23 protein-coding genes and 1 pseudogene are annotated in these 25129 nt (G+C 56.6%); 10 read left to right on the forward strand and 14 right to left on the reverse strand.

Annotated features, from left to right (window positions below):
* Positions 1-174 precede the first annotated feature (174 nt).
* Both pspG and dusA read right to left on the reverse strand, forming a co-directional pair.
* Complete coding sequence (pspG, locus tag JEM67_RS25060) at positions 175-393, reverse strand: envelope stress response protein PspG (protein WP_013814742.1); 219 nt, start codon at positions 391-393, stop codon at positions 175-177.
* Between the two features lie 156 nt (positions 394-549).
* Entirely contained in the window at positions 550-1560 is a 1011-nt protein-coding gene (dusA, locus tag JEM67_RS25065) for a tRNA dihydrouridine(20/20a) synthase DusA (protein WP_004948772.1), read from the reverse strand.
* Positions 1561-1764: 204 nt separating this feature from the next.
* Here dusA and JEM67_RS25070 point away from each other — a divergent pair, with 204 nt between their 5' ends.
* From JEM67_RS25070 to zur, 4 genes are all read left to right on the forward strand, one after another.
* Entirely contained in the window at positions 1765-2298 is a 534-nt protein-coding gene (locus tag JEM67_RS25070; RefSeq protein WP_013814744.1) for a tetratricopeptide repeat protein, read from the forward strand.
* An 89-nt stretch (positions 2299-2387) separates the two neighbouring features.
* On the forward strand, positions 2388-2837 hold the full coding sequence (locus tag JEM67_RS25075) for an RNA polymerase sigma factor (protein WP_013814745.1): 450 nt from the start codon (positions 2388-2390) through the stop codon (positions 2835-2837).
* Positions 2834-3592, forward strand: coding sequence for an anti-sigma factor family protein (locus tag JEM67_RS25080; protein WP_199635680.1), 759 nt, complete (start codon positions 2834-2836; stop codon positions 3590-3592). Before JEM67_RS25075 ends, JEM67_RS25080 begins: the two co-directional genes overlap by 4 nt.
* Positions 3593-3778: 186 nt before the next feature.
* Entirely contained in the window at positions 3779-4291 is a 513-nt protein-coding gene (gene zur, locus JEM67_RS25085) for a zinc uptake transcriptional repressor Zur (protein ID WP_013814747.1), read from the forward strand.
* Between the two features lie 114 nt (positions 4292-4405).
* Here the strand turns inward: zur and JEM67_RS25090 are convergent, their stop codons facing one another.
* The 4 genes from JEM67_RS25090 to JEM67_RS25105 form a co-directional block, all read right to left on the reverse strand.
* Positions 4406-4615: a CsbD family protein gene (locus JEM67_RS25090; protein WP_004948789.1), complete on the reverse strand. Its 210-nt coding sequence runs from the start codon at positions 4613-4615 to the stop codon at positions 4406-4408.
* A gap of 316 nt (positions 4616-4931) precedes the next feature.
* The gene (gene dinF, locus JEM67_RS25095; protein WP_199635679.1) at positions 4932-6269 is read right to left on the reverse strand and encodes an MATE family efflux transporter DinF; all 1338 of its coding nucleotides are present in this window, start codon (positions 6267-6269) and stop codon (positions 4932-4934) included.
* A 101-nt stretch (positions 6270-6370) separates the two neighbouring features.
* Positions 6371-6979 carry a transcriptional repressor LexA gene (gene lexA, locus JEM67_RS25100; RefSeq protein WP_004948794.1) on the reverse strand — a complete coding sequence of 203 codons (609 nt, stop codon included), beginning with the start codon at positions 6977-6979 and terminating at the stop codon, positions 6371-6373.
* A 118-nt stretch (positions 6980-7097) separates the two neighbouring features.
* Positions 7098-7466: a diacylglycerol kinase gene (locus tag JEM67_RS25105; RefSeq protein ID WP_013814749.1), complete on the reverse strand. Its 369-nt coding sequence runs from the start codon at positions 7464-7466 to the stop codon at positions 7098-7100.
* Between the two features lie 149 nt (positions 7467-7615).
* Here JEM67_RS25105 and plsB point away from each other — a divergent pair, with 149 nt between their 5' ends.
* Entirely contained in the window at positions 7616-10081 is a 2466-nt protein-coding gene (gene plsB / locus JEM67_RS25110) for a glycerol-3-phosphate 1-O-acyltransferase PlsB (RefSeq protein WP_199635678.1), read from the forward strand.
* Between the two features lie 62 nt (positions 10082-10143).
* Here plsB and ubiA read toward each other — a convergent pair whose 3' ends face one another.
* Both ubiA and ubiC read right to left on the reverse strand, forming a co-directional pair.
* On the reverse strand, positions 10144-11016 hold the full coding sequence (gene ubiA / locus JEM67_RS25115; protein ID WP_013814751.1) for a 4-hydroxybenzoate octaprenyltransferase: 873 nt from the start codon (positions 11014-11016) through the stop codon (positions 10144-10146).
* 17 nt (positions 11017-11033) lie between these two features.
* On the reverse strand, positions 11034-11558 hold the full coding sequence (gene ubiC, locus JEM67_RS25120) for a chorismate lyase (RefSeq protein ID WP_199635677.1): 525 nt from the start codon (positions 11556-11558) through the stop codon (positions 11034-11036).
* A gap of 116 nt (positions 11559-11674) precedes the next feature.
* On the opposite strand from ubiC, the pseudogene JEM67_RS25125 reads away from it, so the two are divergent.
* A pseudogene (locus tag JEM67_RS25125) lies at positions 11675-12493 on the forward strand (nucleoside hydrolase); the annotation flags it as partial.
* A gap of 55 nt (positions 12494-12548) precedes the next feature.
* Here JEM67_RS25125 and malM read toward each other — a convergent pair.
* The 4 genes from malM to JEM67_RS25145 all read right to left on the reverse strand — a co-directional run bounded on the left by malM (position 12549) and on the right by JEM67_RS25145 (position 16947).
* Positions 12549-13451 (reverse strand): maltose operon protein MalM, encoded by a 903-nt coding sequence (malM, locus tag JEM67_RS25130; RefSeq protein WP_199635676.1) that lies wholly within the window; start codon positions 13449-13451, stop codon positions 12549-12551.
* 97 nt (positions 13452-13548) lie between these two features.
* The gene (locus tag JEM67_RS25135) at positions 13549-14844 is read right to left on the reverse strand and encodes a maltoporin (protein ID WP_143760047.1); all 1296 of its coding nucleotides are present in this window, start codon (positions 14842-14844) and stop codon (positions 13549-13551) included.
* Between the two features lie 29 nt (positions 14845-14873).
* Entirely contained in the window at positions 14874-15983 is a 1110-nt protein-coding gene (gene malK, locus JEM67_RS25140) for a maltose/maltodextrin ABC transporter ATP-binding protein MalK (protein ID WP_199635675.1), read from the reverse strand.
* Entirely contained in the window at positions 15976-16947 is a 972-nt protein-coding gene (locus JEM67_RS25145) for an alpha-amylase family glycosyl hydrolase (RefSeq protein ID WP_199635674.1), read from the reverse strand. The genes malK and JEM67_RS25145 overlap by 8 nt, the downstream gene beginning before the upstream one ends.
* A gap of 360 nt (positions 16948-17307) precedes the next feature.
* On the opposite strand from JEM67_RS25145, the gene malE reads away from it, so the two are divergent.
* The 3 genes from malE (at position 17308) to malG (ending at position 21044) form a co-directional block, all read left to right on the forward strand.
* Complete coding sequence (gene malE, locus JEM67_RS25150) at positions 17308-18501, forward strand: maltose/maltodextrin ABC transporter substrate-binding protein MalE (RefSeq protein WP_199635673.1); 1194 nt, start codon at positions 17308-17310, stop codon at positions 18499-18501.
* Between the two features lie 63 nt (positions 18502-18564).
* Positions 18565-20142, forward strand: a complete 1578-nt coding sequence (malF, locus tag JEM67_RS25155) for a maltose ABC transporter permease MalF (RefSeq protein ID WP_199635672.1) — start codon at positions 18565-18567, stop codon at positions 20140-20142.
* 11 nt (positions 20143-20153) lie between these two features.
* Positions 20154-21044, forward strand: a complete 891-nt coding sequence (gene malG / locus JEM67_RS25160) for a maltose ABC transporter permease MalG (protein WP_004948829.1) — start codon at positions 20154-20156, stop codon at positions 21042-21044.
* A gap of 220 nt (positions 21045-21264) precedes the next feature.
* Here the strand turns inward: malG and psiE are convergent, their stop codons facing one another.
* Entirely contained in the window at positions 21265-21669 is a 405-nt protein-coding gene (psiE, locus tag JEM67_RS25165) for a phosphate-starvation-inducible protein PsiE (RefSeq protein WP_199635671.1), read from the reverse strand.
* Positions 21670-21893: 224 nt separating this feature from the next.
* On the opposite strand from psiE, the gene JEM67_RS25170 reads away from it, so the two are divergent.
* The gene (locus tag JEM67_RS25170; protein ID WP_013814759.1) at positions 21894-23330 is read left to right on the forward strand and encodes a capsule assembly Wzi family protein; all 1437 of its coding nucleotides are present in this window, start codon (positions 21894-21896) and stop codon (positions 23328-23330) included.
* A 63-nt stretch (positions 23331-23393) separates the two neighbouring features.
* On the opposite strand, the gene pgi is transcribed toward JEM67_RS25170, so the two are convergent.
* Complete coding sequence (gene pgi, locus JEM67_RS25175; RefSeq protein ID WP_199635670.1) at positions 23394-25040, reverse strand: glucose-6-phosphate isomerase; 1647 nt, start codon at positions 25038-25040, stop codon at positions 23394-23396.
* Positions 25041-25129 lie beyond the last annotated feature (89 nt).

Consider the following 25129-nt stretch of genomic DNA (forward strand, 5'->3'; position numbering starts at 1 on the left):
TGATGAAATAGGTCGCATCGCTGCATCGACAAATATCCTACCAGCCCCTAAACGCAAAAAACACGCTTAATGTGCCGCATTCGCATTTAAAACACCAAGGTGTGATCGTCGCCGCATTCACGATGCATTCGTTACGCAAATTTCAGCGTGACTGTCTGATTACTCGATAAAAAATCAGTAACGGCGTATTTGCGGCTTCTGCATCGAACGGTATATCCAGACGCCCACCACCGCCAAAATCAACCAGGGCAGCAGCTTGATCACCATCGCCAACAGGCCGCCCAGCAGCATAAATGCCGCCGCGACCAGTAACGCGGCGAATACGCCCAGCAACGAAATTCCGGTCACCATCAGCATCACTACAAAGCCAATGAGAAAGAAGAGTTCTAACATGATTGCTCCTTCGCAAAACAAAGTCTCTGCAGGAGTATTACAAGATGCGTGCCAGAGCGGCGGAAAAGATAAGTATTTGAAATATATAAACAGGCAAACAGCATAGCGCTGAATGCCTGATGAAAAAGACTAACTGTTAGTCAAATTCTTTGTGTATTACGCCACTTCGGTACGCGGCAGACGAACCAGATCCAGCGCGGCTTCCACCACGCGCGCATCGGCACCCGGCTTATGGGCGTTCTCGCTCAGATGGCGACGCCACTGGCGCGCACCCGGCACGCCCTGGAACAGGCCGAGGATGTGGCGGGTGATGTGCCCCAAATAGGTGCCGTTCGACAGCTCACGTTCAATATACGGATACAGCGATTCGATAATCGCCACGCTGTCCATGACCTCGGTCTGGCGACCAAACAGCTCGCTGTCGACCCGTGCCAAAATACCCGGATTCTGATAAGCCTCGCGCCCCATCATTACGCCATCCAGATGCTCCAGATGCTGCTTTGCTTCTTCCAGCGTTTTCACACCACCGTTGATGGCGAGAGTCAGCTGCGGGAAATCACGTTTCAATTGATACACGCGCGGATAGTCCAGCGGTGGCACTTCACGGTTTTCTTTCGGGCTGAGGCCAGACAACCAGGCCTTGCGCGCATGGATAGTAAACATGTCGCACTCGCCACGCCCGGCAACGGTGGCGATAAAATCACACAGAAACTCGTAGCTATCCTGGTCGTCGATGCCGATGCGGGTCTTAACCGTCACCGGGATCGACACCACGTCGCGCATCGCCTTGATGCAGTCGGCAACCAGCGTCGCCTGCCCCATCAGACAGGCGCCGAACATGCCATTCTGCACGCGATCGGACGGGCAACCGACGTTGAGGTTAATCTCGTCGTAACCGCGCTGTTCGGCCAGTTTGGCACAATGCGCCAGCGCAGCCGGATCGCTGCCGCCCAGCTGCAACGCCACCGGATGTTCTTCTTCGCTGTAGGCCAGATAGTCGCCCTTGCCGTGAATAATCGCGCCGGTGGTCACCATTTCGGTGTACAGCAGCGTTTCTTTGGTCAGCAGGCGATGGAAGTAACGGCAATGACGATCGGTCCAGTCGAGCATCGGCGCAATGGAGAAACGATTGGCGGCATATTTTGAGGCGTGGTTGTCTGTCGTCATGCTGAGTTACTGGCTACCTGATTCTGTCTGGGATTCAACGAACGGCGTACTGCCGCAAACGGCTATTATAACGACAATCGGCGGCGTTGGGAAAACCGCCGTGCCATCAGGCCAAAAAGAAAAAGAAAAAACGAATAAAAACGCTTCTTCAGGTGTTCTCTCACCAAGGGGGCAATTCGTCTCCCCTCCAATGAGGAAAAAACCATGAACAGTTTCGTTAAACGCCTGTTGCTGCCCGTGATTGCCGGCTCTCTGCTGTTTTCCGGCGCGGCCCTGGCAATGGGGGGTGACGGCAGCGGCCAAACCACGCCGACCTGCCCGAAAGGCCAGATATACGATACAAAAACCAAGACCTGCATGGTGGATAAAAGCAGCATGATCGGCGACAACGATCGGGCGAACTACGCCTATGCACTGGCAAAAAGCGGCCGCTATCAGGATGCCCTCGACGTGCTGAACACCCTGAAAAACCCCAACACCGCCGTGGCATTGAACTACCGGGGTTACGCCACCCGCAAGCTCGGGCGCACGGATGAAGGGATCGGCTACTATTTAAAATCAGTAGCGCTCGATCCCAACTACCCAAAAGTCCGCGAATACTTGGGTGAAGCCTATATGGTGAAAGGCCGTCCGGACCTGGCGAAAGAACAACTCACGGTGATCCAGTCACTGTGCGGCACCGGTTGCGAAGAGTACCGCGACCTGGCGGCGGCCATCGATCACCATCCCGAATCATAAGGCAGCCAGGCCCGGAGGCGAGCATCAGCAACGACGCAATCCGCAACGAAATCGGCCAATATCTTTCCCGCCTGTGGCGCTATGGTTTAGTGCTCTCCCACCGGCGGGATATCGCCGACGATTTGGTTCAAGCCACCTGTGTGCGGGCGCTGGAGCGCGCCGCACAGTTTACTCTGGGCTCGCGTATGGATCGCTGGCTGTTTTCGATTCTGCATTCCATTTGGTTGAACGAAGTCCGTGCCCGGCATATCCGTCAGGGGCAGGGTTTTGTCGATGCCGACGATCTGGCCGGCGAGGAAAACGGTGAAGATACGATATGGGCCAATGAAGTGATGCAGCGGGTCAACCGCTTGCCGGAGGCACAGCGCAATACGCTATTCCTGGTGTACGTAGAAGAGCTTTCTTACCGGGAAGCGGCCGAGGTGCTGGACGTCCCCATCGGCACCATCATGAGCCGCCTGGCAGCGGCACGTCTGCGGCTTGCAAACGACAGTGTGCTGCAACCCCATATCCCGCAGTCAAAAGGAGAACGATCATGAGCTCATACTATACTGCGGATGAACTGCTGGTTGCCTATCTGGACAATCAACTGGATCCCCAGCAGCGCCGCAGCCTGGAACAGCGCCTGGTCGACGAACCGGCATTGGCCGACCGTTTGTCGCTGCTGGAGCGCAGCAATCTGCCGTTCAAACAGGCGTTTGCCCCTTTACTGGATGAGGCCCCGGCGCAACGGCTCCAGGCCAGATGGCCACTTGCCGCTCCAACCCCACAACGCGGTGTCAGCCGCCGTGCCCTGATTGCCGCGGCCGTCGGTTTTCTGGCGCTGGGGGCCGCGGGCGATCGCGCCTGGCTGCAAGCGAGTCAGCCAGAAGACAACTGGCGCGGCCTGGTGGCCCAATATATGGCGCTTTACACCCCGGAAACGCTGGCGGGCTTCGATAGCTCCCCTGCGTTACTCGCCAGTCAATTGCAGCACACCGGCGAACGACTCGGCATTGCCCTCCCCGCTCCCAAACTGGCATTGAACGGCGCAGAGCTGAAAAATGCCCGCGTGCTGGCTTACGACGATCGTCGCATTGCTCAGTTGACCTGGCTGGACCCACAGTTTGGCCCGCTGGCGCTGTGCATTATTCAGCAACCGGGCAAGCCGGAGTCCGCACAGAGCGAACGCCGACAGGGAATGAATGTGGTGTATTGGGCCGATGGCAGCCACAGCTTTATGCTGATTGGCCATAATCCGGCGGCGGATATGGCCAGGCTGGCAGAGCGTTTGCAGCGTTCACTTTCCACCTGAGAAGGAATCACGCCGCTTGCCCACCGCTCAGATGACGGCGTAGCGCGTGAAACTATCACTCATTTTTCATCGCACCCGCCATATCTCCGCATCAGGTTGCTCCTTATCAGCGGAAAAGGGGGCGACTCTCGGCGATTGCGCTTAATCATGGTAAAATCGGTTTTTTTACGTACCGGGATATTTGCCATGAACTCAAGCACCCAGGAAAAACTGTTGGCGCAGGCTGAACAACTCTGCCAGCAACGCAATGTGCGGCTGACACCGCAGCGGCTGGAAGTGTTACGCCTGATGGCACAACAACCCGGTGCCATCAGTGCTTATGACCTGCTGGATCTGCTGCGCGTGGCTGAACCGCAGGCGAAACCGCCAACGGTCTATCGCGCGCTGGATTTCCTGTTGGAACAAGGATTTATTCATCGGGTGGAGTCAGCCAACAGCTACGTGCTGTGCCATCATTTCGAACAACCGATGCATACCTCCGCGTTGTTCATCTGCGATCGCTGTGCTCAGGTGACTGAACGCACCACCGAAGGGGTGGAGGAAACGCTGCAAAAACTGGCGAAAGAGTCGGGTTTTGTGCTGCGCCACAGCGTGGTGGAAGCGCATGGTCTGTGTTCGGGCTGTGTTGAAGTGGAAGCCTGCGACAGCAAGCATGATTGCGGCGAGCACGATCACAGCATTGCCATCAAGAAGAAATAAATTAAGCGGGGTTGGTCAGGCACTTCCCTGTACCTGTGGCCGTGGCGTTAAAGGGATGAAAATGCCAGGCCGGCTACAGTCGATTACGGCCACCGTACGCTGTGGCCCTGCTCGCTACCAGCGATACTTGCTGTGGTCTTCCCAGGATTTCACTTCTTTCTCGGCCGCCTCTTTCTGGTAGCCATAGCGCTCCTGGATTTTACCGACAAGCTGTTCGCGTTTCCCTTCAATGACTGCCAAATCGTCATCGGTCAGCTTGCCCCACTGTTCCTTCACTTTCCCTTTAAACTGTTTCCAGTTACCGTCGGCTTGATCTTTGTTCATAGTCTCTCCGTTAACCTGTCGTAAATCAGTTTGATGCTGTGCTGACCGGGCGTCTAACCAAGCAATTTTCATGGTCTATTACCGCAAACCAAAGGGTTGCCACTCCCCATTCATTTAGCCAGCCACATGATTAATTGTAGACGCAGATAACGAAAATAGAATAAAAACCAGAATAAAAATCCATTAAAAAACACTTTATCAGAAAAACACGCCAACAAACAAAGCACTACCCGAATGGAATATCCTTCGGGATATGTAAGAAAATATAAATAAAAACATAAATAAAATTACTCAATAATCTAGAAAACTCTCGGACTTATTGCACCGCAAACCAGGTACCGCGCAGCCGGTGACGGTGCCAGAACCAGCCCAGCGCAATGCCCCGCAGCGACAAAAACACCGCCAGCGCCAGCCATAATCCGTGATTGCCTAATACAGGGACGGTAAACAACGTCAGGCCGAAGCCGACGGCCGCCACCGCCATGCTGTTGCGCATTTCGGCACCACGGGTCGCGCCAATAAACATGCCGTCCAGCAGGTAACACCCCACACCGACCAACGGCAGCACCACCTGCCACGGCAGATAATGGCTCGCCAGCGTACGCAACTCGGGTAAAGAGGTTAATGCCGAGATGATTTGCTGCCCGGCAACGGCATACACCCCCCCAAAAGCCAGCGCCACCAGGCAAGCCTGGCGACAGGCGGCGCGCCACACCTTGCGCAGTTGGCTGTCGTCGCGAGCGCCATAGGCATGGCCGGAATGCGCCTCTACCGCGTAGGCAAAGCCGTCGAGCGCGTAGGCCGTGAAGGTCAGCAAATTCATCAATACCGCGTTTACCGCCACCACATCGCCGCCAAGCCGGGCGCCGAAGATGGTCAGTGAGGCAAAACACACTTGCAGCAACAGTGAACGCAACATGATGTCGCGATTCAGCGCCAACAAGCGCCGCAGATTTCCGCGCCAGGCCTGGCGCAGCATCGGCGCGGAAATCCCTCGAATACGCATCACCCGCCAGGCAAGCCATAGCCCCAGCAACAGGGTGACATATTCAGAGATGACGGTCGCCGTCGCCGCCCCTTGCACGTTCCACCTCAGCCCCATCACCAGCCAGATATCCAGTACGATATTCAGCAGGTTACCGATAATCAGCAAGATCACCGGTGCACGCACGTATTGCACGCCAAGCAGCCAGCCCAGGATCACCATGTTGGCCAACGCCGCCGGCGCACTTAGCCAGCGGATTTCGAGGAATAGCCGCGCTTGTTCCAGCACCGCGCCATCGCCGCCCACGATCTGCAACGCCATATCGATCAACGGATGGCGCAGCAGCACAATAGCCACACCGGCCAACGCCGCCAGCAACAACGGCTGCATAAAAGCGCGCGCCAACCCCTGAGGATCCTGTGCACCGAGCGCCTGTGCCGCCAGTCCGGTAGTGCTCATGCGAAGGAACAGCAGCAACATAAACAGGAAGCTGGTAGCCATGGCGCCAATCGCAACGCCGCCCAGATAGGTGGGGCTATCCAGGTGGCCAATCACCGCAGTATCCACCAGCCCGAGCAGCGGCACGGTAATATTGGAAAAGATCATTGGCAGAGCAAGGCGCCATAGGGTTTTATCAGTATCGCTGGTGAAGGCAGAAAGCAGGCGCATAGTGAAATGTTCCCGTGGCGGTAGGGTTTGAATGAATCAGAAATGACATCGCCCCAGAGCTGGGGCGATTTAAATCAGAGGAGGACGTTCAGGCGCAGCGATTAAATCCAGTCGCCGTTGCGGATCACGCCGACCGCCAGACCTTCAATGGTGAAATTCTGCTGACGCAGATCGACCACGATAGGCTGGAACTCGCTGTTTTCTGGCAGCAGTTCAACCACATTGCCGTGTTTTTTCAGGCGCTTGACCGTAACTTCATCTTCAATACGTGCCACAACTACCTGGCCGTTCCGCACGTCCTGGGTTTTATGCACCGCCAGCAGATCGCCGTCGAGAATGCCGATATCACGCATCGACATGCCGTTGACCCGCAGCAGGAAATCCGCGCTCGGTTTGAACAGAGAAGGATCCACCTTATAGTGTCCTTCGATATGCTGTTGCGCCAGCAGCGGTTCACCGGCGGCCACGCGGCCAATCAGCGGTAAACCTTCTTCATCTTCCATCAGCAGACGAATGCCGCGTGAAGCGCCGGAGACGATCTCGATCACGCCCTTGCGCGCCAGCGCTTTCAGATGTTCTTCTGCAGCATTTGGCGAACGGAACCCCAGACGCATGGCGATCTCGGCGCGCGTTGGCGGCATGCCAGTTGACGAAATATGATCGCGAATCAGATCATAGACTTCTTGTTGTCTGGTAGTTAGTGCTTTCATTCCGCCCCCTGTTTGTTTATACAGTCTTGCTGTGAGTATATACAGGTAAGCGCGGCTTGGGAACCGAAGAATGAATAAAAATCAGGGATTAGCGCCCCGCCGCGACGGGGCGAACCACTCAGACAAAGTGCTGCCACAGTACCGAACCCCAGACAAACAGCGCCAGGATGATCGCCAGCGTTACCGCCGCCGATCCCATATCTTTCGCTCGGCCGGAAAGCTCGTGGTGTTCCGTGCCCACCCTATCGACAATGGCTTCAATCGCGCTGTTCAGCATCTCGACGATCACGACCAACAGCACCGATCCGATCAGTAAAATGCGCGCTATCGCACCCACATCCAGCCAGATCGCCAGTATGATAGCCAGCACGGTCGCCACCAGCTCCTGGCGGAATGCGGCTTCGTGCTGCCAGGCAGCAGAAAAGCCTTTATATGAGTAGCCGGCGGCTTTAATAATACGAGTCAGGCCGGTTGCTTGGTTTGCCATGTTTTTTAGTGCCTTTCACAGAGGTAAGTCATAATTATAGAGCTTGGGTCAGGAAACTCTCCCGGCTCCCGGTTTTCCAACACCACAGATCTGCTACCCGGTTTCTGGTATGCTTGCGGCGCATTGCTAACAAGAGGCTTCACGTTGTTATGTCAGGTTGGCGTAAAATTTATTATAAATTATTGAATTTACCACTCAAATTGTTGGTAAGAAGTAAGGTTATCCCTTCAGATCCGGTCACGGAGTTAGGGTTGGATCCCTCACGGCCGATTTTGTATGTTTTACCTTATAATTCCAAGGCCGATTTACTGACGCTGCGCACCCAGTGCCTGGCGCAGGATTTGCCCGACCCCCTCAATCCGCTGGAGATAGACGGCACCGTACTGCCAAGCCACGTGTTCATTCACGATGGCCCGCGCGTGTTCCGCTACTACACACCGAAAGAAGAGTCGGTAAAACTGTTTCACGACTATCTGGATCTGCACCGCAGCAATCCGGATCTCGATATTCAGATGCTGCCGGTGTCGGTGATGTTTGGCCGTTCCCCAGGCCGCGAAGGTCACGGCACGCCGCATCTGCGCTTGCTGAACGGCGTCCAGAAATTCTTCGCCGTCCTGTGGCTGGGCCGCGACAGCTTCGTGCGTTTCTCCAACACCGTTTCGCTGCGCCGAATGGCGACCGAACACGGCACGGACAAAACTATCGCACAGAAACTGGCGCGCGTGGCGCGCATGCATTTCTCGCGTCAACGTTTGGCCGCCGTCGGCCCAAGCCTGCCGGCTCGTCAGGATCTGTTCAATAAGCTGTTGGCGTCCAAAGCGATCGAAAAAGCGGTCGAGGACGAAGCGCGCAGCAAGAAAATTTCCCATGAAAAGGCCCAGCAGAACGCCATTGCGCTGATGGAAGAGATCGCCGCCGACTTCTCGTACGAGACGGTGCGCCTTTCCGATCGCGTGCTGAGCTGGACCTGGAACCGGCTGTATCAGGGCATCAACGTCACCAACGCCGAGCGCGTGCGCCAGTTGGCGCAGGACGGCCACGAGATCGTTTATGTGCCGTGTCACCGCAGCCATATGGATTATCTGCTGCTGTCCTACGTGCTGTATCACCAGGGCCTGGTGCCGCCGCACATCGCCGCCGGCATCAACCTCAACTTCTGGCCGGCCGGGCCGATCTTCCGTCGCCTGGGCGCGTTCTTTATCCGCCGCACCTTCAAAGGCAACAAGCTGTACTCAACGGTGTTCCGCGAATACCTCGGCGAGCTGTTTACCCGTGGCTACTCGGTGGAATACTTCGTTGAAGGCGGCCGTTCCCGTACCGGGCGCCTGCTGGAACCGAAGACCGGCACCCTGTCGATGACCATCCAGGCCATGTTGCGCGGTGGTACTCGCCCTATCACGCTGGTCCCGATCTACATCGGTTACGAACACGTGATGGAAGTAGGTACTTACGCCAAAGAGCTGCGCGGTGCGACCAAGGAAAAAGAGAGCCTGTTGCAGATGCTGCGCGGCCTGCGCAAGCTGCGTAATCTCGGCCAGGGTTACGTCAACTTCGGCGATCCGCTGCCGTTGACCACCTACCTGAACCAGAACGTGCCGCAGTGGCGCGAATCGATTGACCCGATCGAAGCCCAACGTCCAAGCTGGCTGACGCCAACGGTCAACGACCTGGCGGCCAAGATCATGGTACGCATCAACAACGCGGCCGCCGCCAATGCCATGAACCTGTGTTCCACGGCGCTGCTGGCCTCACGCCAGCGCTCGCTGACCCGCGAGCAGCTGCTTGAGCAGTTGGAGTGTTATCTGCAACTGATGCGCAACGTGCCTTATGCCGGCGACGTCACCGTGCCAACCCAGACGCCGGACGAGCTGCTCGATCACGCGCTGAACATGAACAAGTTCGAGGTGGAGAAGGATAACATCGGCGATATCATCATCCTGCCGCGCGAGCAGGCGGTGCTGATGACCTATTACCGCAACAATATCCACCATCTGCTGGTGCTGCCTTCGCTGATCGCCACCATAGTGATGCATCACCGCCGGGTGTCCCGCACTGAACTGCTGCGGCAGATCGGCCTGATTTACCCGATGTTGAAGGCCGAACTGTTCCTGCATAACGACAAGGAACACCTGCCGGAAGTGCTGCGACCGCTGATCGAGGAAATGATCCGCCAGCAGCTCATCTGCGACAAAGGCGAGGATCTGGTGCTTAACCCGGCGCGCATTCGCCCTCTGCAGTTGCTGGCAGCCGGCGTGCGCGAAACGTTGCAGCGCTATGCCATCACCATGTCTATCCTCAGCGCCAACCCGAGTATCAACCGCGGCGCGCTGGAGAAAGAGAGCCGCATCATGGCCCAGCGCCTTTCGGTGCTGCACGGCATTAATGCGCCGGAGTTCTTCGACAAGGCGGTGTTCTCTACCCTGGTGGCGACGCTGCGTGAAGAAGGCTACATCAACGATATCGGCGATGCAGTCCGTGAGCACACCCTGGAGGTGTACAGCATGTTGAGCGATTTGATTACCCCGGAAATCAAGCTGACTATCGAAAGCGTCAGCATGCCGGCGGAAACCAACGTGCAGCCGGAAACGGCGACAGTGGAAGAGAAAGCCGAGTAATTGATTGATAATCAAAAACAAAAAGGCACCGTCAGGTGCCTTTTTTATTGCCGAAAATACCGTTAGCCCCGCCAATAACTCAATGCGATACCGATAAACAACACCAGCCCGACATAGTTATTATCCAGGAACGCCTTGAAACAGGCGTCGCGATCGCGGGTAGCGATTTGCTTTTGCTGATGAATAAACAAGGCACCCGCCAATAGCAACGACCAATAAAACGCCCCGCTCAGTTGGGCCAGATAGCCCACCCACAGCAGCAGCAGCAGCGTCGCGAACTGCAGCAAACCGACGATCAGCTTGTCGTAACGGCCAAACAGGATGGCGGTGGATTTGACGCCAATCTTCAGATCATCGTCACGGTCCACCATCGCGTACAGCGTATCGTAAGCCACCGTCCAGCAGATATTGGCCAGCAGCAGCAGCCAGCAGCTCAGCGGCAGTGCCTCGCTAACGGCGGCGTAGCCCATTGGGATGCCCCAACCAAACGCCGCTCCCAGCACAAACTGCGGCAGATTGGTGACCCGCTTCATGAACGGATAGATCCACGCCAGCGCCAGTGCCGCCAGCGACAGCCAGATGGTCATGGCGTTCAGCGTCAGCACCAGCCCAAACGAGACCAGCACCAACACCACGAACAGGATCTTGGCCTCCTTCTCGCTCACCCGGCCGCTCGGCATTGGGCGCCCCGCGGTGCGCTTCACGTGGCCGTCAACGGCGCGATCGGCATAGTCATTCACCACGCAGCCGGCAGCACGCATCAGGAACACCCCAATGACGAACACCAGCAGGATAGACAGTGGCGGCACACCCTGCCCCGCAATCCACAGCGCCCACAGCGTTGGCCACAGCAGCAGCAGGCTGCCGATCGGTTTATCGAGGCGCATCAGATGGCCGTATGCCCGCCATTTGCTTTGAGTCACGCTTCCCTCCAAGGTATTTCCTCTCCTCATCATGCGATTTCCGCGCTGCCCGCCGCGTACAAAGGCGAAGCCGGTAAAAACAGTTCGGTCAGCAATAAGGGCTTGCCCGCCAGCCGTAAACGGGAGCGGCGCGCCCATAACGCATCCTGCCGCCCCATATGAATGTAATCGCGAGTCAATTCACCGCTGCTGAACAGGTAACGCCCCAGCGGCAGCGTGCCCAAATCCACCAGCGCCTGATCCGGTCCGGTCAGGGTCTCTTGCGGGATCACCGTGCGCCCCAGCAGCCAAGGCTGGTTATCGCCCAGCAATATTATCTCTCGCAGCCAGTAACGCGGGCTATCCGGCAGGTGTTCGGCCTCTTCACCCAACTGGTCGCGGGTGACGAAACATTCACGCTGCGGTTCAACGTGCACGCGCCCACAGTGGCGTTCAAAACGGCGGGTCATGGATCCTGGCTCCATCAGCCAGTCGCTGACGGCGGCGGGTACCGGGGTGTGTTGCGCAGATAACCACTCAAGCGGCGGCAGGATGGAATCCCTATTGCCAGACATTGTTCTACTCCAGGCCTGACGCCGCACCCTGCGGCCACACCAGACCATACAAACTGTTAACAGAAATTCATTGTAACGCAGAAATCCAAAAGCGGCAGGCGGATTCGTGGCGCGGCAGACCGCAAATCTCGCTGGAGTTGATCAGCATCGTAGCGGGCAATACGCCGCGCGACGTCGGTTTTGCCGTGGCCAACCACCTGCTGCTGCAAACCGGCTACCAAGTGCCGGTCGTGGCCGGAGCCGCTAGCGCATTGAGCGAACCGCCGGAACCCTGGCGCGCCCACCTTGACCGGGCGATTACCCGGCCGGATTTGGGGCCTGTGGCATAACGTCCCTTACCCGCACACGGCGGCGATCGTCACGCCAAACGCCGCCGTGGCCCTTGGCGAACTGATCTGCAGCTCTACCCGCAGATGGCGCAGGCGGTGAAGGAAATCGTGATTATGGGCGGGGTGTTCAACGTGGAGGGTTACCTTAAGGACACCAATTTCGGTCTCGATCCTGAAGCCGCCCGACAGGTGCTGACCAGCGGCGCCAACATCACGCTCGCGCCTCTGGACGTCACTACGCAAACCATGCTCACTCAGGCGCATATGACGCAGCCGGATACACCGCTGTGCCGCTATCTGCGGACCACTACCCAGCCCTGGATCGATGATTCGCGCCAGACCCGCCACCTGCCGGGTTGCTGGATCCACGATGCGTTGGTGATTGCCTGGTTGCTTGAGCCGCAGTTGGTGACCACCGCGGAGTATTATGTGGATGTGGCATTGGAAGGCGCCATGACGCGCGGCAGCTCTCGCCGCTGGCGACCGGACGGCCTGCGGTTGACGGTCGGCATGCCGGAGCCGCAGGGCAAACCGGTACGGGTGATGGAGCAAGTAGATAACGCCCGTCTGCTGGCGCTGATTGGCGAAACGCTGGCCCGCGCATGAAAAAAGGTGCGCCGAGGCGCACCAATCATCGAGCCAGCATCGGCAGCGTCGGGTACTACCCCTTGCCTTTCACGCTGCCAATAAACGTTTCACGCGCTGTGGTGGAACCCAGTCTTTCAGCCTCATTCATCAGTTTCAGCGCCTTATCGATATCGCCCGCCTTCACCGCCTGCCTGATGCTGTTATTGAAGTAGCTTTCGGTGTCGTTCAGCATCGGCTCCGAAGGCTTGGCCGGTACTGCGGCAGGTGCCACGGTGGCTGGCGCGGTTGACCCCACCACCACCGGTGCAGCGGTCGGCGCCGGTTGCAGCATACCGATCATCACGTTGCCGGAACCCTGTTCAGCGGTCACCTTCAGCTTAAGCGTTCCGCTCGCGCTGTGGCTGGCGATCGGGTCCGGGATATCCGGTATCGCGTTACCCACGCCGGCGGCATAGGCCTTGGCCGGGTTGGTCAGTTGGGTGGTTTTGGCCAGATCCTGGCGGGTGGTGTACACCAACATATAAATCTGTTTTTGACCGAGCGCCGGGGTCAGCTTCAGCGTGCCCTCGAGGCGATCGGAGGACATCGCCCCCGGTGGTTGGTACGGGAAATAGCTGCTCGGGTAATACGCCGCCGGGCGCAGATGCTCATCCAGCACCAACACGCTTGGCGCGTAAATCGAATTATTCTTGCTGATGCTGCTCAGCGTAACTTCCAGCGAACCGCGATCGGCCGGCAGCGTATAGGCGGCAATGGCGCCCTGAATATCGCCCTGATTGATTTGCGGGCTGACATTATCCAGTTTCACTTCCTGGCTGACCGGCGGCACCAGCGGTTGCCATGGCAAGCTTTGCAGCGTGGCGGCGCTGATGGCCGGGGCAACGGAAACATTAGCCGGCGTGTCAGCATTGGCCGCCAATGGCGCACCAAGGCTCAACGCCAGTGACAAGCAGAGTGACAGCAGATTCTTTTTCATTGTTATACCCTCTATCAGCGCCGATGCAGGTCAGGCAAGAGAGCCGGCGTCGGCGAATACATGTTGGGGAGAGCGCAAGGCCCTCCCCGTCCTGTCATTACCACCAGATTTCCATCTGGGCGCCGAAGGTGACTTCATCGTCATTGCCGCGGCTGAAGGTGTGTACGCTGGTGTCGTTATACGCGGTACCCGAGGTGTAACCGGCACCGGAATCGCTGTTGGCGTAGCCCCATTTCTCATCCCACTTGGCGTAGGTTGCGAATACGCGGATAGCCGGACGTGACCAGATGCTGTTGCCCGCCTGCCACTGTTGCGCCAGGGTGACTTTGTATTGGCCGTTGCGATCGCCGGTGCGCTGGGATTTCACGTTGTCGTAACCGGCTTCCAGCAAGGTGCTCATGATTGGCGTCCATTTGTACATTGGGCGAACGCCCACGGTGTACCAGGTGGTGCCGTTGTTGTTGTCGCGATCGATATCCTGGAACATGCCGACGTACATCAGCGCCCATTGATCGTTGAAGTCGATAGCGCCGTGATCCAACACGCGGATCATCTTGCCGTCGTTATTAATGGTCGCGCCCTGGCTGCGGCCGTTGTTTTGCGAGGTCATAGAGTCGGTGGCGTACTGCAGCACGAACTTGTTGTAACCGCTCAGGATGCTCTGGGTATGCTCAGCAGTTAACAGCCAGCCGTCTTTGCTGGCACCGTCGGCCAGGCGGAAATTATCCTGCGCGTTGGCGCGACCGTAGTCCACGCCGAGCTCCAGCGTACCGCCCGGGTTCAGTTCCAGACCGGCCAGGCGCACGTCGAAGGTGTCGTTGACGGTTGGACGTTCTTTCCACTCATTATCCAAGTAGCCGTAGGAGCCGCCGGATTCGGAGTTACGGGTCACGGCGGCAGACAGCTTGCCGAAGCCCAGATCGATGTTTTCCAGACCGGCGCCCGGGCCGGAGATATCCCAGTAGTAGAAGTCGATCATATGGACGTCATGACGCTGATAGAAACGCTTACCTGCCCACATGTTGGCGCCCGGCAGCCAATCGATCAGGTTTTTACCCTGCACGTTTACTTCACGGAAGCCTGGCGTCACGTCTTCCCAGTCGGAACGTTGTGAAACGGAATAAGCCAGATTGGTATCGAAGTAGAAGCTTTTATCGCCTTCTTTCCACACTTCCTGACCCAGCTTTAATTCAGCGTAGGTTTCACATTCGTTACCGAGACGGTATTTGCTGTCGGCGCCGGTGGCCTTGAAACATTGTTGTTCACCGCCGCTGCCGGTCCAGCCGATGCCGGAACGTGCATAGCCTTTAAAATCAACGGCCATTGCCTGGGTGGTCAGCACACCTGCGGCGATTGCCAGTGCCAGAGGAAGTTTGCGCAGAGTAGTCATCATTATTCTCCTGTTATACAGACTGTGATGCTTTAAACGCCCGGCTCCTGGTGCAGCCGTTTACATGCCGTACCGTCTTCACGGAACAGGTGGCAGCGGTGAGGCGGCAGGCCTATAGCGAATGTTGCACCTTCTTCTACCAGCACCACGTCGTTCTGGCGGTAAACCAGGTTCTGACGAATTGCCGGGATTTGGATGTGGATTTGCGTCTCGTTACCGAGTTGCTCCACCACCTGTACGTCACCTTCCAGCGTCACTTCAGAGGCATTGCTGGGCAGCAGATGTTCCGGGCGGATGCCCAGAGACATGTTCGCGCCGACCTGAACCTGCGTACCTTCCACCGGTAGCCATACCAGCTGGCAGTTAGGCAGTTCGACCTGCACCTGTTGCGGCTCTGCGGCGGTCACTTTGACCGGCAGGAAATTCATTTTTGGCGAGCCGATAAAACCGGCGACAAAGCGGTTGGCCGGATAGTGATACAGCTCCAGCGGCTTGCCGACCTGGGCAACTCGCCCGGCGTCCAGCACCACGATTTTGTCGGCCAGCGTCATCGCTTCCACCTGATCGTGAGTGACGTAAATCATGGTGCGCTGCAGGCGTTTGTGCAGGCGGGAAATCTCGATGCGCATCTGCACCCGCAGCGCGGCGTCGAGGTTCGACAACGGCTCGTCGAGCAGGAACACATCGGGTTCCGCCACCAACGTACGGCCGATCGCTACCCGCTGACGCTGCCCGCCGGACAGCGCTTTGGGTCGCCTGTCGAGCAGATGAGCCAGTTGCAACACTTCCGACACCTGATTCACCCGCTGGCTGATTTCCGCTTTCTTGGCGCCCGCCAGCTTCAGACCGAACGACATGTTGTCGGCGACGGACAGATGCGGGTACAGGGCATAGGACTGGAACACCATGCCGATGCCACGCTCAGACGGCGGCACTTCATTCATGCGTTTATCGCCGATCAGCAGGTCACCGGAGGTAATGTCCTCCAGCCCGGCGATCATGCGCAGCAGCGTCGATTTACCGCAGCCCGATGGCCCGACAAACACCACAAACTCACCGTCATCGATGGTCAGATTGACGTCTTTGGAAATCACAGCTTCGCCGAAGGCCTTATAAACGCTGCGCAGTGTGACGCTAGCCATGCGTTACTCCCCTGCTTTCGCAGTTAACATTTCGTGTAAAAATGGCGGACGCAAACCCCGCCAAAACCCATTGATGACCCTCTTGCTGCGCGCCGTGCTGCCATGCCAGTGGCAAGGTCGCCTCAGACGGCGCGGCCGGCTGAGTATAAGGCTGCAGATTAATCAGCGCTTCAAGGCATTGATCCTGATGGGTAATAAGTAAACGAACCACACCGTTCTTTTGGCTGACTGCGCTCAGCTCACCGTGCTGGATCACCGGCAAGCGACGCAGCGCCAGAAGCGACTGGCAGTAACGTAAAGTGGATTGGCTGTCATGCTGTTGACGACTAATCGCCAGTGCGCGGTGCTCTATCGCCACCTGCTGATACCAATGGATCTCACCGGCAGTCACCTGTTCCGGCGCCTCGTGCCACGGCATCGGCGTTTGCGCGCCAAGCGGATCCCGCAGGCCGGCGGCGTGCGGCAGGCCCAGTTCCTCGCCCTGATACAAGCAGACAGGCGCAGGCAACATCGCCAGCAGCGTCAAAAACGCATCGGCGGAGCGTAAATTCCCCTGTCCCCAATGGCTGACCACCCGTGGCTGGTCGGCATCACCGGTGCTCCAGAGGCTGTCTGCCAGCGTGGCGCGGCGAGCATGCAATACCTCAACCAGCCGCTCGATGCTGAAGGGCATGACCTCCAGCGCCAACGGGCTGCGGACGTACTGCTGCGGGGCAACAGAGTGCCGGACAGGGCTGTGCCCGTCGCAGTACCACAGCCCCAGCCCCTGAGCGGCTACCGCAGCGGCGGCTTGCGCCGACAGCTCATACGGCAATACCAGCCCATCGATCGACAGCGTATTCAGATAAGGCAGTGCAGCAACCATGCCGTGTACGTCGCCCACGCCATCCCCGTTTCCATCACGGAAACTGACCGGATGGATCCGGTACAAGGTGGGTTGAGTGACGGTAGGCATTAGCGACATAAATCCGGTTCCCTGCTGCACGTGACGACGAAAAATCAATGTGGCCGATAGTGCGGGAATCCCCACACGGGGTAATCATCCGTAACAAGATTTTTCATGGGGGAGGAGATGGGAGGATGAGAGAACGACCGTCGCGGCGAGAAGTTCAACGCTTAAAGCAAATCTGTGATCCGTCTGGCAAAAATCGTCACCCTATTTTGTGTCTTCCCCCACAGAATAGGGCGCAACGTTAACTGGATCACACTCCGCAGGCGTGGGGCGTAGAGAGGGGGAGGATGAGAATGTGTCGCTTTGTGACCCACTATTACTGCGAAACCTCTCTCCTTGATTTACGTGCCCACAAAAAAGAAGGATTGGATTATGACTCGCAGCTTTACCACCGCCCGTACGCTGGTGCTTTCCGCTCTGACCACCTTGGTGCTTTCCTCTTCCGCCTTCGCCAAGATCGAGGAAGGGAAACTGGTTATCTGGATCAACGGCGATAAAGGCTATAACGGCCTGGCCGAAGTCGGCAAAAAGTTTGAGAAAGACACCGGCATCAAAGTCACCATTGAGCACCCGGACAAGCTGGAAGAAAAATATCCGCAGGTAGCCGCCACCGGTGACGGCCCGGACATCATCTTCTGGGCTCATGACCGCTTTGGCGGCTACGCGCAGTCCGGCCTGCTGGCCGAGATCCACCCTTCCAAAGCCTTCCAGGACAAGCTGTTCCCGTTCACCTGGGACGCGGTGCGTTATGACGGCAAGCTGATTGGCTACCCGATCGCGGTAGAAGCGCTGTCGCTGATTTATAACAAAGACCTGATCAAAGACGCGCCTAAAACCTGGGAAGAGATCCCGGCACTGGACAAAGCGCTGCGCGCCAAAGGCAAGAGCGCCATCATGTGGAACCTGCAAGAACCCTACTTCACCTGGCCGATTATTGCCGCCGACGGCGGCTATGCCTTCAAGTATGAGAACGGCAAGTACAACATCAAGGACGTCGGCGTCGCCAACGCCGGTTCACAGGCCGGTCTGCAGTTCATCGTCGATCTGGTGAAAAACAAACACATCAATGCCGATACCGATTACTCGATTGCCGAAGCGGCGTTCAACAAAGGCCAGACCGCAATGACCATTAACGGTCCTTGGGCGTGGGCAAACATCGAGCAAAGCAAAATCAATTACGGCGTAACCCTGCTGCCGACCTTCAAAGGCAAGGCGTCCAAACCCTTCGTCGGCGTGCTGACCGCCGGGATCAACGCTGCCAGCCCGAACAAAGAGCTGGCGACCGAATTCCTGGAAAACTACCTGCTGACCAACGAAGGCTTGGCTGACGTCAACAAGGACAAACCGCTGGGCGCCGTGGCGCTGAAGTCATATCAGGAACAACTGGCGAAAGATCCGAAGATTGCCGCCACCATGGCAAACTCGCAGACCGGCGAAATCATGCCGAATATCCCGCAGATGAGCGCCTTCTGGTACGCCGAACGCAGTGCGGTGATCAACGCCGTCAGCGGCCGCCAGACGGTGAAAGCCGCGCTGGATGACGTGCAAACCCGTATTACCAAGTAACAAACGACGCTGTGCGGGGCGCACCAAAACGCCCCGCTGTTGATCCACAGAAAGGAACGCCCTATGCAATTAGCTCACGCCGGGTCGCCTGCGCGCAAGAAGTCGAAGTGGTGGCAGAGTGACGTACTGAAATGGCTGGTGATCGGCCTGTTCAGTCTGGTTACCTGCTACCTGATTGTGTTGATGTATGCACAGGGTGAATACCTGTTTGCCATTCTCACGTTGATCCTCACCAGCGCCGGGCTTTACGTCTTTGCCAACCGCCGCGCTTACGCCTGGCGTTACGTCTATCCGGGCATCGCCGGCATGGGGCTGTTTGTCCTGTTTCCGCTGATTTGCACCATCGCCATCGCCTTTACCAACTACAGCAGCACCAACCAGCTCACCTTTGAGCGCACCCAGTCAGTGCTGATGCAACGCCAGTTCCAGACCGGAAAGACCTTTACCTTCGGCCTGTATCCGGCAGAAAACCAACAATGGCGTCTGCAGTTAACCCACCCCGACAGTGGCCAACAACTGATTTCCGGGCCGTTCAGCTTTGACGCCAACGCGCCGCAAACGCTGAAACTGACGGCGGAAAACGCCGAACCGGCAGGAGAACGCGCCACGTTGCGGGTCATTACTCAGAACCGCCAGGCACTGAGCCAACTGGTAGCGCAGTTACCGGAAGGCGGCGAGCTGCGCATGAGTTCACTGCGCCAGTTTTCCGGCACCTCTCCGCTTTATCTGCTGGATAAAGACAGCAAGGTGCTGACCGACCAACAGACCCATATTCAATACCGGCCGAACCCGGACATTGGTTTCTATCAGGCACTGAATGCTGACGGCAACTGGGCCAAAGAAACCCTTAGCCCGGGATATACCGTCACCATCGGCTGGAAAAACTTCCTGCGCGTTTTGCAGGATGAAGGCATCAAAAAACCCTTCGTATCGATCTTTATCTGGACCATCGTGTTCTCGGTGATGACCGTGATCCTCACCGTGGCCGTGGGCATGGTGCTGGCCTGCGTGGTGCAGTGGGAAGCGCTGAAAGGCAAAGCGGTGTACCGCGTCATGCTGATACTGCCCTACGCGGTGCCGTCGTTTATTTCGATTCTGATTTTCAAGGGGCTGTTTAACCAAAGTTTCGGTGAAATCAACATGATGCTCAGCCACCTGTTCGGCATCAAGCCGGCCTGGTTCAGCGATCCCATTACCGCCAAAAGCATGATTTTGATCGTCAACACCTGGCTGGGTTATCCGTACATGATGATCCTGTGCATGGGGCTGTTGAAAGCGATCCCCGATGATCTGTACGAAGCCTCGGCAATGGACGGCGCCACCCCGATGCAGAACTTTTTCCGCATCACTCTCCCGCTGTTGATCAAGCCGCTGACGCCGCTGATGATTGCCAGTTTCGCCTTTAACTTTAACAACTTCGTCTTGATTCAGCTGTTGACCAACGGCGGGCCGGACATGATCGGCACCACCACGCCGGCCGGTTATACCGACCTGCTGGTCAGCTACACCTACCGCATCGCCTTTGAAGGTGGCGGCGGGCAAGACTTCGGTCTGGCGGCCGCGATTGCCACGCTGATCTTCCTGCTGGTAGGCGCCCTGGCGATCCTGAACCTTAAAGCCAGCAAGATGAACTTCGACTAGGGAGAAAAATAATGGCTATGGTCCAACCCAAATCCCAGCGCCTGCGCCTGTGGATGACTCACACCCTGATGCTGTGCTTTATTGCCCTGATCATGTTCCCGTTGCTGATGGTGGTGACGATTTCACTGCGCTCCGGCAACTTTGCTACCGGCAGCCTGATACCGGAGCAGATTTCGTGGGATCACTGGCGTTTGGCGCTCGGCATGAGCGTGACGCACGCCGATGGCAGCGTCACCCCACCGCCGTTCCCAGTACTGCTGTGGTTGTGGAACTCGATCAAGATAGCGGTGATCACCGCTATCGGCATCGTCACGCTGTCCACTACCTGCGCCTATGCCTTTGCCCGCATGCGCTTTCGCGGTAAAAGCACGTTATTGAAAAGCATGCTGATTTTCCAGATGTTCCCGGCGGTGCTGTCGCTGGTGGCGCTGTACGCGTTGTTCGATCGCCTGGGCCAGTACATTCCGTTTATCGGTCTGAACACCCACGGCGGGGTGATCTTCGCCTATATGGGCGGTATTGCGCTGCACGTCTGGACCATCAAGGGTTATTTCGAAACCATCGACAATTCGCTGGAGGAAGCGGCGGCGCTGGATGGCGCCAGCCCGTGGCAGGCCTTCCGCCTGGTGCTATTGCCGCTGTCGGTGCCGATTTTGGCGGTGGTGTTTATTCTGTCGTTTATCGCCGCGATTACCGAGGTACCGGTAGCGTCTTTGCTGCTGCGCGACGTCAACAGCTACACGCTGGCGGTAGGGATGCAGCAATACCTGAACCCGCAAAACTATTTATGGGGCGACTTTGCCGCTGCGGCGGTGTTGTCGGCCATTCCAATTACCGCCGTATTCCTGCTGGCTCAACGCTGGCTGGTGGGTGGCCTGACGGCCGGTGGAGTGAAAGGTTAAGGTTTTTGCCACTGCAATGCGCTTGATGTACTTAGGTTTATTTTCTTTACCCTATGGATATCAAGTTACAGCTAGGCGACCAGCTCGCTCATCCCCAGGCGCTTACTTTAGTAAGTAACTGGAGTGTGCTAGTGCAGTCAACAACGCTGTAGCTTGAAAGACGACGGGTAATCAATACCTGTGTCTTCGGCGGCCCTATGGGCCGCCATTTTTATGTCGGTTATTCGCGTTTTAAGCGGTCGGTGTTGGCCAAATAGAGAGTCACTACCAGCAGCAATATCGCTCCGGCATAAATCAAGGTATCAAATGGATTCTTATGATCCACTATGATCAAACGAATAATCGCGGTGATGCCGATATAGATGAAATAACGCAGCGGAAAATGATATCCCGATTCAAAATACTTGACGATCAAGGCGATGAACTCAAAATACAGGAAGTAAATCACGATGCCTTCGATCAACAAGTAGGACGATGATTCCTCACTGTTTACAAACAATACTTTCGCCAAGTGAATAGTTTCTTTCACCAAAAAAACGATCAGGATCGCCGCCAGCAGCAGCCCAACGTTCAGCACCCGCTGTAACCCCTTCGCAATCATTATCGAGCGCGATGTTTTCGCCATAAGAACTCCCCTTAAATACCACTGAAATTATCCGCGCATCCTAACATAGGCATTATCTTAAAATTTATTGCCCTTGATGAAATCACTTTAAACTCAATTTAATTCAATCAGTTACATTAGGATATTTCTGGTTGATATATTTGTAGCAAATTGAAATGTCAACTATGATGGGACATAGATCTTTACATAAAACTAATAACCTCGAATTAACAAGGGAATTCTTTATGCGCGCTAAACTTAACGGACTGGTCGCGGCGGGCCTGTTTACCTGTGCATTAACCGGCCACGCCGCCGGCTTGGTCACTCCTGATAACGATCTGCGTAACGATCTTGCCTGGTTGTCAGACCGCGGCGTGATTAACGTCAGCTTGTCCACCTGGCCGCTGAGCCAGGAAGAAATCAGCTCGGTTATTTCACAAGCCAAGCCGGTAACCAGTACCGAGAAAAGCGTCATTGACCGCGTTCAGCGCCGTGTCGATTCCCTGAAAGCCAATATCCGCGTCAGCGGCTACGCCTCTACCGACAAACCCGGCACCCCGCAGGGCTTCGGCCAGAATGAATATGCTGATGACCGCCTGACTATCGGCGCAGGTGCCAACGGCGAATTCTGGGACGTGCGTGTACAAGGTTCTGTCGAGGGCGATCAACGCGTCAGCGACGGTTCAAAATTCAACCTGAATGGCTCCTACGGTGCAGTAAAAATCTGGAACCAATGGCTGTCCTTCGGTGAAGTCTCCCAATGGTGGGGCCCGGGTTACGACGGCAGCCTGATTCGCTCCGACGCCGCTCGCCCGGTGGCTGGCTTTATGCTGCAACGCGCCGACCAGTCTCCGTTTGAAACGCCTTGGCTGTCGTGGATTGGCCGCTGGCAGTACCAACTGACCGCAGGCCAGTTGTCGCAATATGCTGCAGTTCCCCATACCAAGCTGATTGGCGGTCGTTTCACCATGATGCCGACCGACTTCGTAGAATTGGGTGCCTCACGCATCATGCAATGGGGGGGTGAAGGTCGGCCTCAGTCCTGGAGTTCTTTCTGGAATGCGTTTGCCGGTAATGATAACGATGACTCTGGCAAAGGCAACGATCCGGGTAACCAGCTTGCCGGCTTCGACTTCAAGTTGAAAATGCAGCCGTTGATTGGCCTGCCGGTAAGCTTGTATGGTCAGTTGGTAGGTGAAGACGAAGCGGGTATGTTGCCGTCACAAAACACCTATTTACTGGGGCTGGAAGGGCATCCAGAATGGGGCACGACCACCATCAACTGGTCTATCGAAGGGGCTGATACCCGCGCCGATATGAACCGCAAAAACTATGTGTATAACCATTACATCTACAAAGGCGGCTACTATCAGCAGGGTTATCCGCTGGGCCATGCGATGGGCGGCGATGGCCAAATGCTGTCCGGCCGTGTAGAACTGGTACTGGATGACAGCCAACGCTGGAGCACCCGTTTGGTATACGCCAAAGTGAACCCGCAGAACCAGTCAATCAACCAGGCGTTCCCGAAATCCGACACGCTGAAAGGCATTCAGCTCGGCTGGGGTTACACCCTGGATTCCCAGGTCAAGTTTGATACCAGCCTGTGGTATACCGATAACAATGCCAGCACCGCCGATGACGTGGGCGCAGGCATCAGTTTCGAAGTGCCTATCAATCTGTAATCATCCAGATGTAAAAAAACCCGCCGCGGCGGGTTTTTTATTGGCATCAATCAGATACAGCTATTAACGCCATTCTTTAAAGCGGTTGATCAGCGCGTTGGTTGAGCTGTCGTGGCTGCTGACTTTCTCGCTACCCGCCAGCTCCGGCAGGATACGGTTAGCCAGCTGTTTGCCCAGCTCTACGCCCCACTGGTCGAAGGTGAAGATGTTCAGGATCGCACCCTGGGTGAAGATCTTGTGTTCATACAGCGCAATCAGGCTGCCCAGGCTGAACGGCGTGATCTCGCGCAGCAGGATGGAGTTGGTCGGGCGGTTGCCTTCAAACACCTTGAACGGCGCCACGTGTTTGACTTCTTCCGCAGTCTTGCCCTGAGCGGCGAACTCTTCTTCTACCACCTCCAACGACTTGCCGAACGCCAGCGCCTCGGTCTGCGCGAAGAAGTTCGACAGCAATTTAGCGTGGTGGTCGCTCAGCGGGTTGTGGCTGATGGCCGGCGCGATAAAGTCGCAAGGAACCAGTTTGGTGCCCTGGTGAATCAGCTGGTAGAACGCATGCTGACCATTGGTGCCCGGCTCGCCCCAGATGATTGGGCCCGTCTGGTAATCCACCGGATTGCCGTTACGGTCTACGTATTTGCCGTTCGATTCCATATTGCCCTGCTGGAAGTAAGCGGCAAACCGGTGCATGTACTGGTCGTACGGCAGAATCGCTTCCGTTTCTGCGCCGAAGAAATTGTTGTACCAGATGCCGATCAGCGCCAGCAGTACCGGCAGGTTTTGCTCCGCCGGCGTTTGCGCGAAGTGCTTGTCCATCTCGTGCGCGCCGCTCAGCAGCTGTTCGAAATTCTCATAGCCCAGCGACAACGCGATAGACAGGCCAATCGCCGACCACAGCGAGTAACGGCCGCCGACCCAGTCCCAGAACTCGAACATATTGGCTGTATCAATACCAAACTCACCTACCGCCTTGCCGTTGGTGGACAGCGCCGCGAAGTGTTTCGCCACGTGCTTTTGATCGCCGGCGGTGTTCAGGAACCAGTCGCGCGCGCTGTGGGCGTTGGTCATGGTTTCCTGGGTGGTGAAGGTTTTGGACGCCACCAGGAACAACGTGGTTTCCGGGTTCAGCGGTTTAAGCGTTTCGGCGATATGGGTGCCGTCAACGTTGGAGACAAAATGCATATTCAGGTGATTTTTGTAAGGACGCAGCGCTTCGGTAGCCATATAAGGGCCGAGATCCGAACCGCCGATACCGATATTCACCACGTCGGTAATCGCTTTGCCGGTGTAGCCTTTCCAGTCGCCGCCAATCACACGGTCGCAGAACTGTTTCATCTTGGCCAGCACCGCGTTCACTTCCGGCATCACGTCTTTGCCGTCAACGATAATCGGGCTGTTGCTGCGGTTGCGCAGGGCAACGTGCAGCACCGCACGGTCTTCGGTACGGTTGATTTTCTCGCCGGCAAACATCGATTTGATCGCGCTTTGCAGATCGGTCTCTTTCGCCAGTGCCTGCAGCTTCTCCAGCGTTTCTGCGGTAATGCGGTTTTTAGAGTAGTCCACCAGCATCTGATCGTTGAAGGTGGCTGAGAAGCGGGAGAAACGCTCTTTGTCCTGAGCGAACAGATCGCTGATCCGGACGTCTTTCATCTGTTCAAAATGTTGCTGCAGGGCTTGCCAAGCAGCGGTTTGACTAGGATTGATATTTTTCATAGCAACACTCTTAGGCTTGAGAATAAATGTGACGTGATTGTCCGATTGTAGCCTGTTCGACTGTGATTATGATCTCTTTTCTTGCGATA

The sequence above is a fragment of the Serratia sp. PAMC26656 genome, assembly GCF_016469055.2.
GTDB classification, from domain to species: domain Bacteria; phylum Pseudomonadota; class Gammaproteobacteria; order Enterobacterales; family Enterobacteriaceae; genus Serratia; species Serratia plymuthica.

Coding starts and splice junctions, on each gene's coding strand:
- JEM67_RS25090 (WP_004948789.1), bottom strand. CDS start 4,615: ATGAACAAAGATCAAGCCGACGGTAACTGGAAACAGTTTAAAGGGAAA.
- malE (WP_199635673.1), top strand. CDS start 17,308: ATGACTCGCAGCTTTACCACCGCCCGTACGCTGGTGCTTTCCGCTCTG.
- malK (WP_199635675.1), bottom strand. CDS start 15,983: ATGGCTAGCGTCACACTGCGCAGCGTTTATAAGGCCTTCGGCGAAGCT.
- dusA (WP_004948772.1), bottom strand. CDS start 1,560: ATGACGACAGACAACCACGCCTCAAAATATGCCGCCAATCGTTTCTCC.
- lexA (WP_004948794.1), bottom strand. CDS start 6,979: ATGAAAGCACTAACTACCAGACAACAAGAAGTCTATGATCTGATTCGC.
- psiE (WP_199635671.1), bottom strand. CDS start 21,669: ATGGCGAAAACATCGCGCTCGATAATGATTGCGAAGGGGTTACAGCGG.
- ubiC (WP_199635677.1), bottom strand. CDS start 11,558: ATGTCTGGCAATAGGGATTCCATCCTGCCGCCGCTTGAGTGGTTATCT.
- malM (WP_199635676.1), bottom strand. CDS start 13,451: ATGAAAAAGAATCTGCTGTCACTCTGCTTGTCACTGGCGTTGAGCCTT.
- JEM67_RS25105 (WP_013814749.1), bottom strand. CDS start 7,466: ATGGCAAACCAAGCAACCGGCCTGACTCGTATTATTAAAGCCGCCGGC.
- malF (WP_199635672.1), top strand. CDS start 18,565: ATGCAATTAGCTCACGCCGGGTCGCCTGCGCGCAAGAAGTCGAAGTGG.
- JEM67_RS25080 (WP_199635680.1), top strand. CDS start 2,834: ATGAGCTCATACTATACTGCGGATGAACTGCTGGTTGCCTATCTGGAC.
- malG (WP_004948829.1), top strand. CDS start 20,154: ATGGCTATGGTCCAACCCAAATCCCAGCGCCTGCGCCTGTGGATGACT.
- zur (WP_013814747.1), top strand. CDS start 3,779: ATGAACTCAAGCACCCAGGAAAAACTGTTGGCGCAGGCTGAACAACTC.
- JEM67_RS25145 (WP_199635674.1), bottom strand. CDS start 16,947: ATGTCGCTAATGCCTACCGTCACTCAACCCACCTTGTACCGGATCCAT.
- pgi (WP_199635670.1), bottom strand. CDS start 25,040: ATGAAAAATATCAATCCTAGTCAAACCGCTGCTTGGCAAGCCCTGCAG.
- JEM67_RS25135 (WP_143760047.1), bottom strand. CDS start 14,844: ATGATGACTACTCTGCGCAAACTTCCTCTGGCACTGGCAATCGCCGCA.
- dinF (WP_199635679.1), bottom strand. CDS start 6,269: ATGCGCCTGCTTTCTGCCTTCACCAGCGATACTGATAAAACCCTATGG.
- JEM67_RS25170 (WP_013814759.1), top strand. CDS start 21,894: ATGCGCGCTAAACTTAACGGACTGGTCGCGGCGGGCCTGTTTACCTGT.
- pspG (WP_013814742.1), bottom strand. CDS start 393: ATGTTAGAACTCTTCTTTCTCATTGGCTTTGTAGTGATGCTGATGGTG.
- plsB (WP_199635678.1), top strand. CDS start 7,616: ATGTCAGGTTGGCGTAAAATTTATTATAAATTATTGAATTTACCACTC.
- JEM67_RS25070 (WP_013814744.1), top strand. CDS start 1,765: ATGAACAGTTTCGTTAAACGCCTGTTGCTGCCCGTGATTGCCGGCTCT.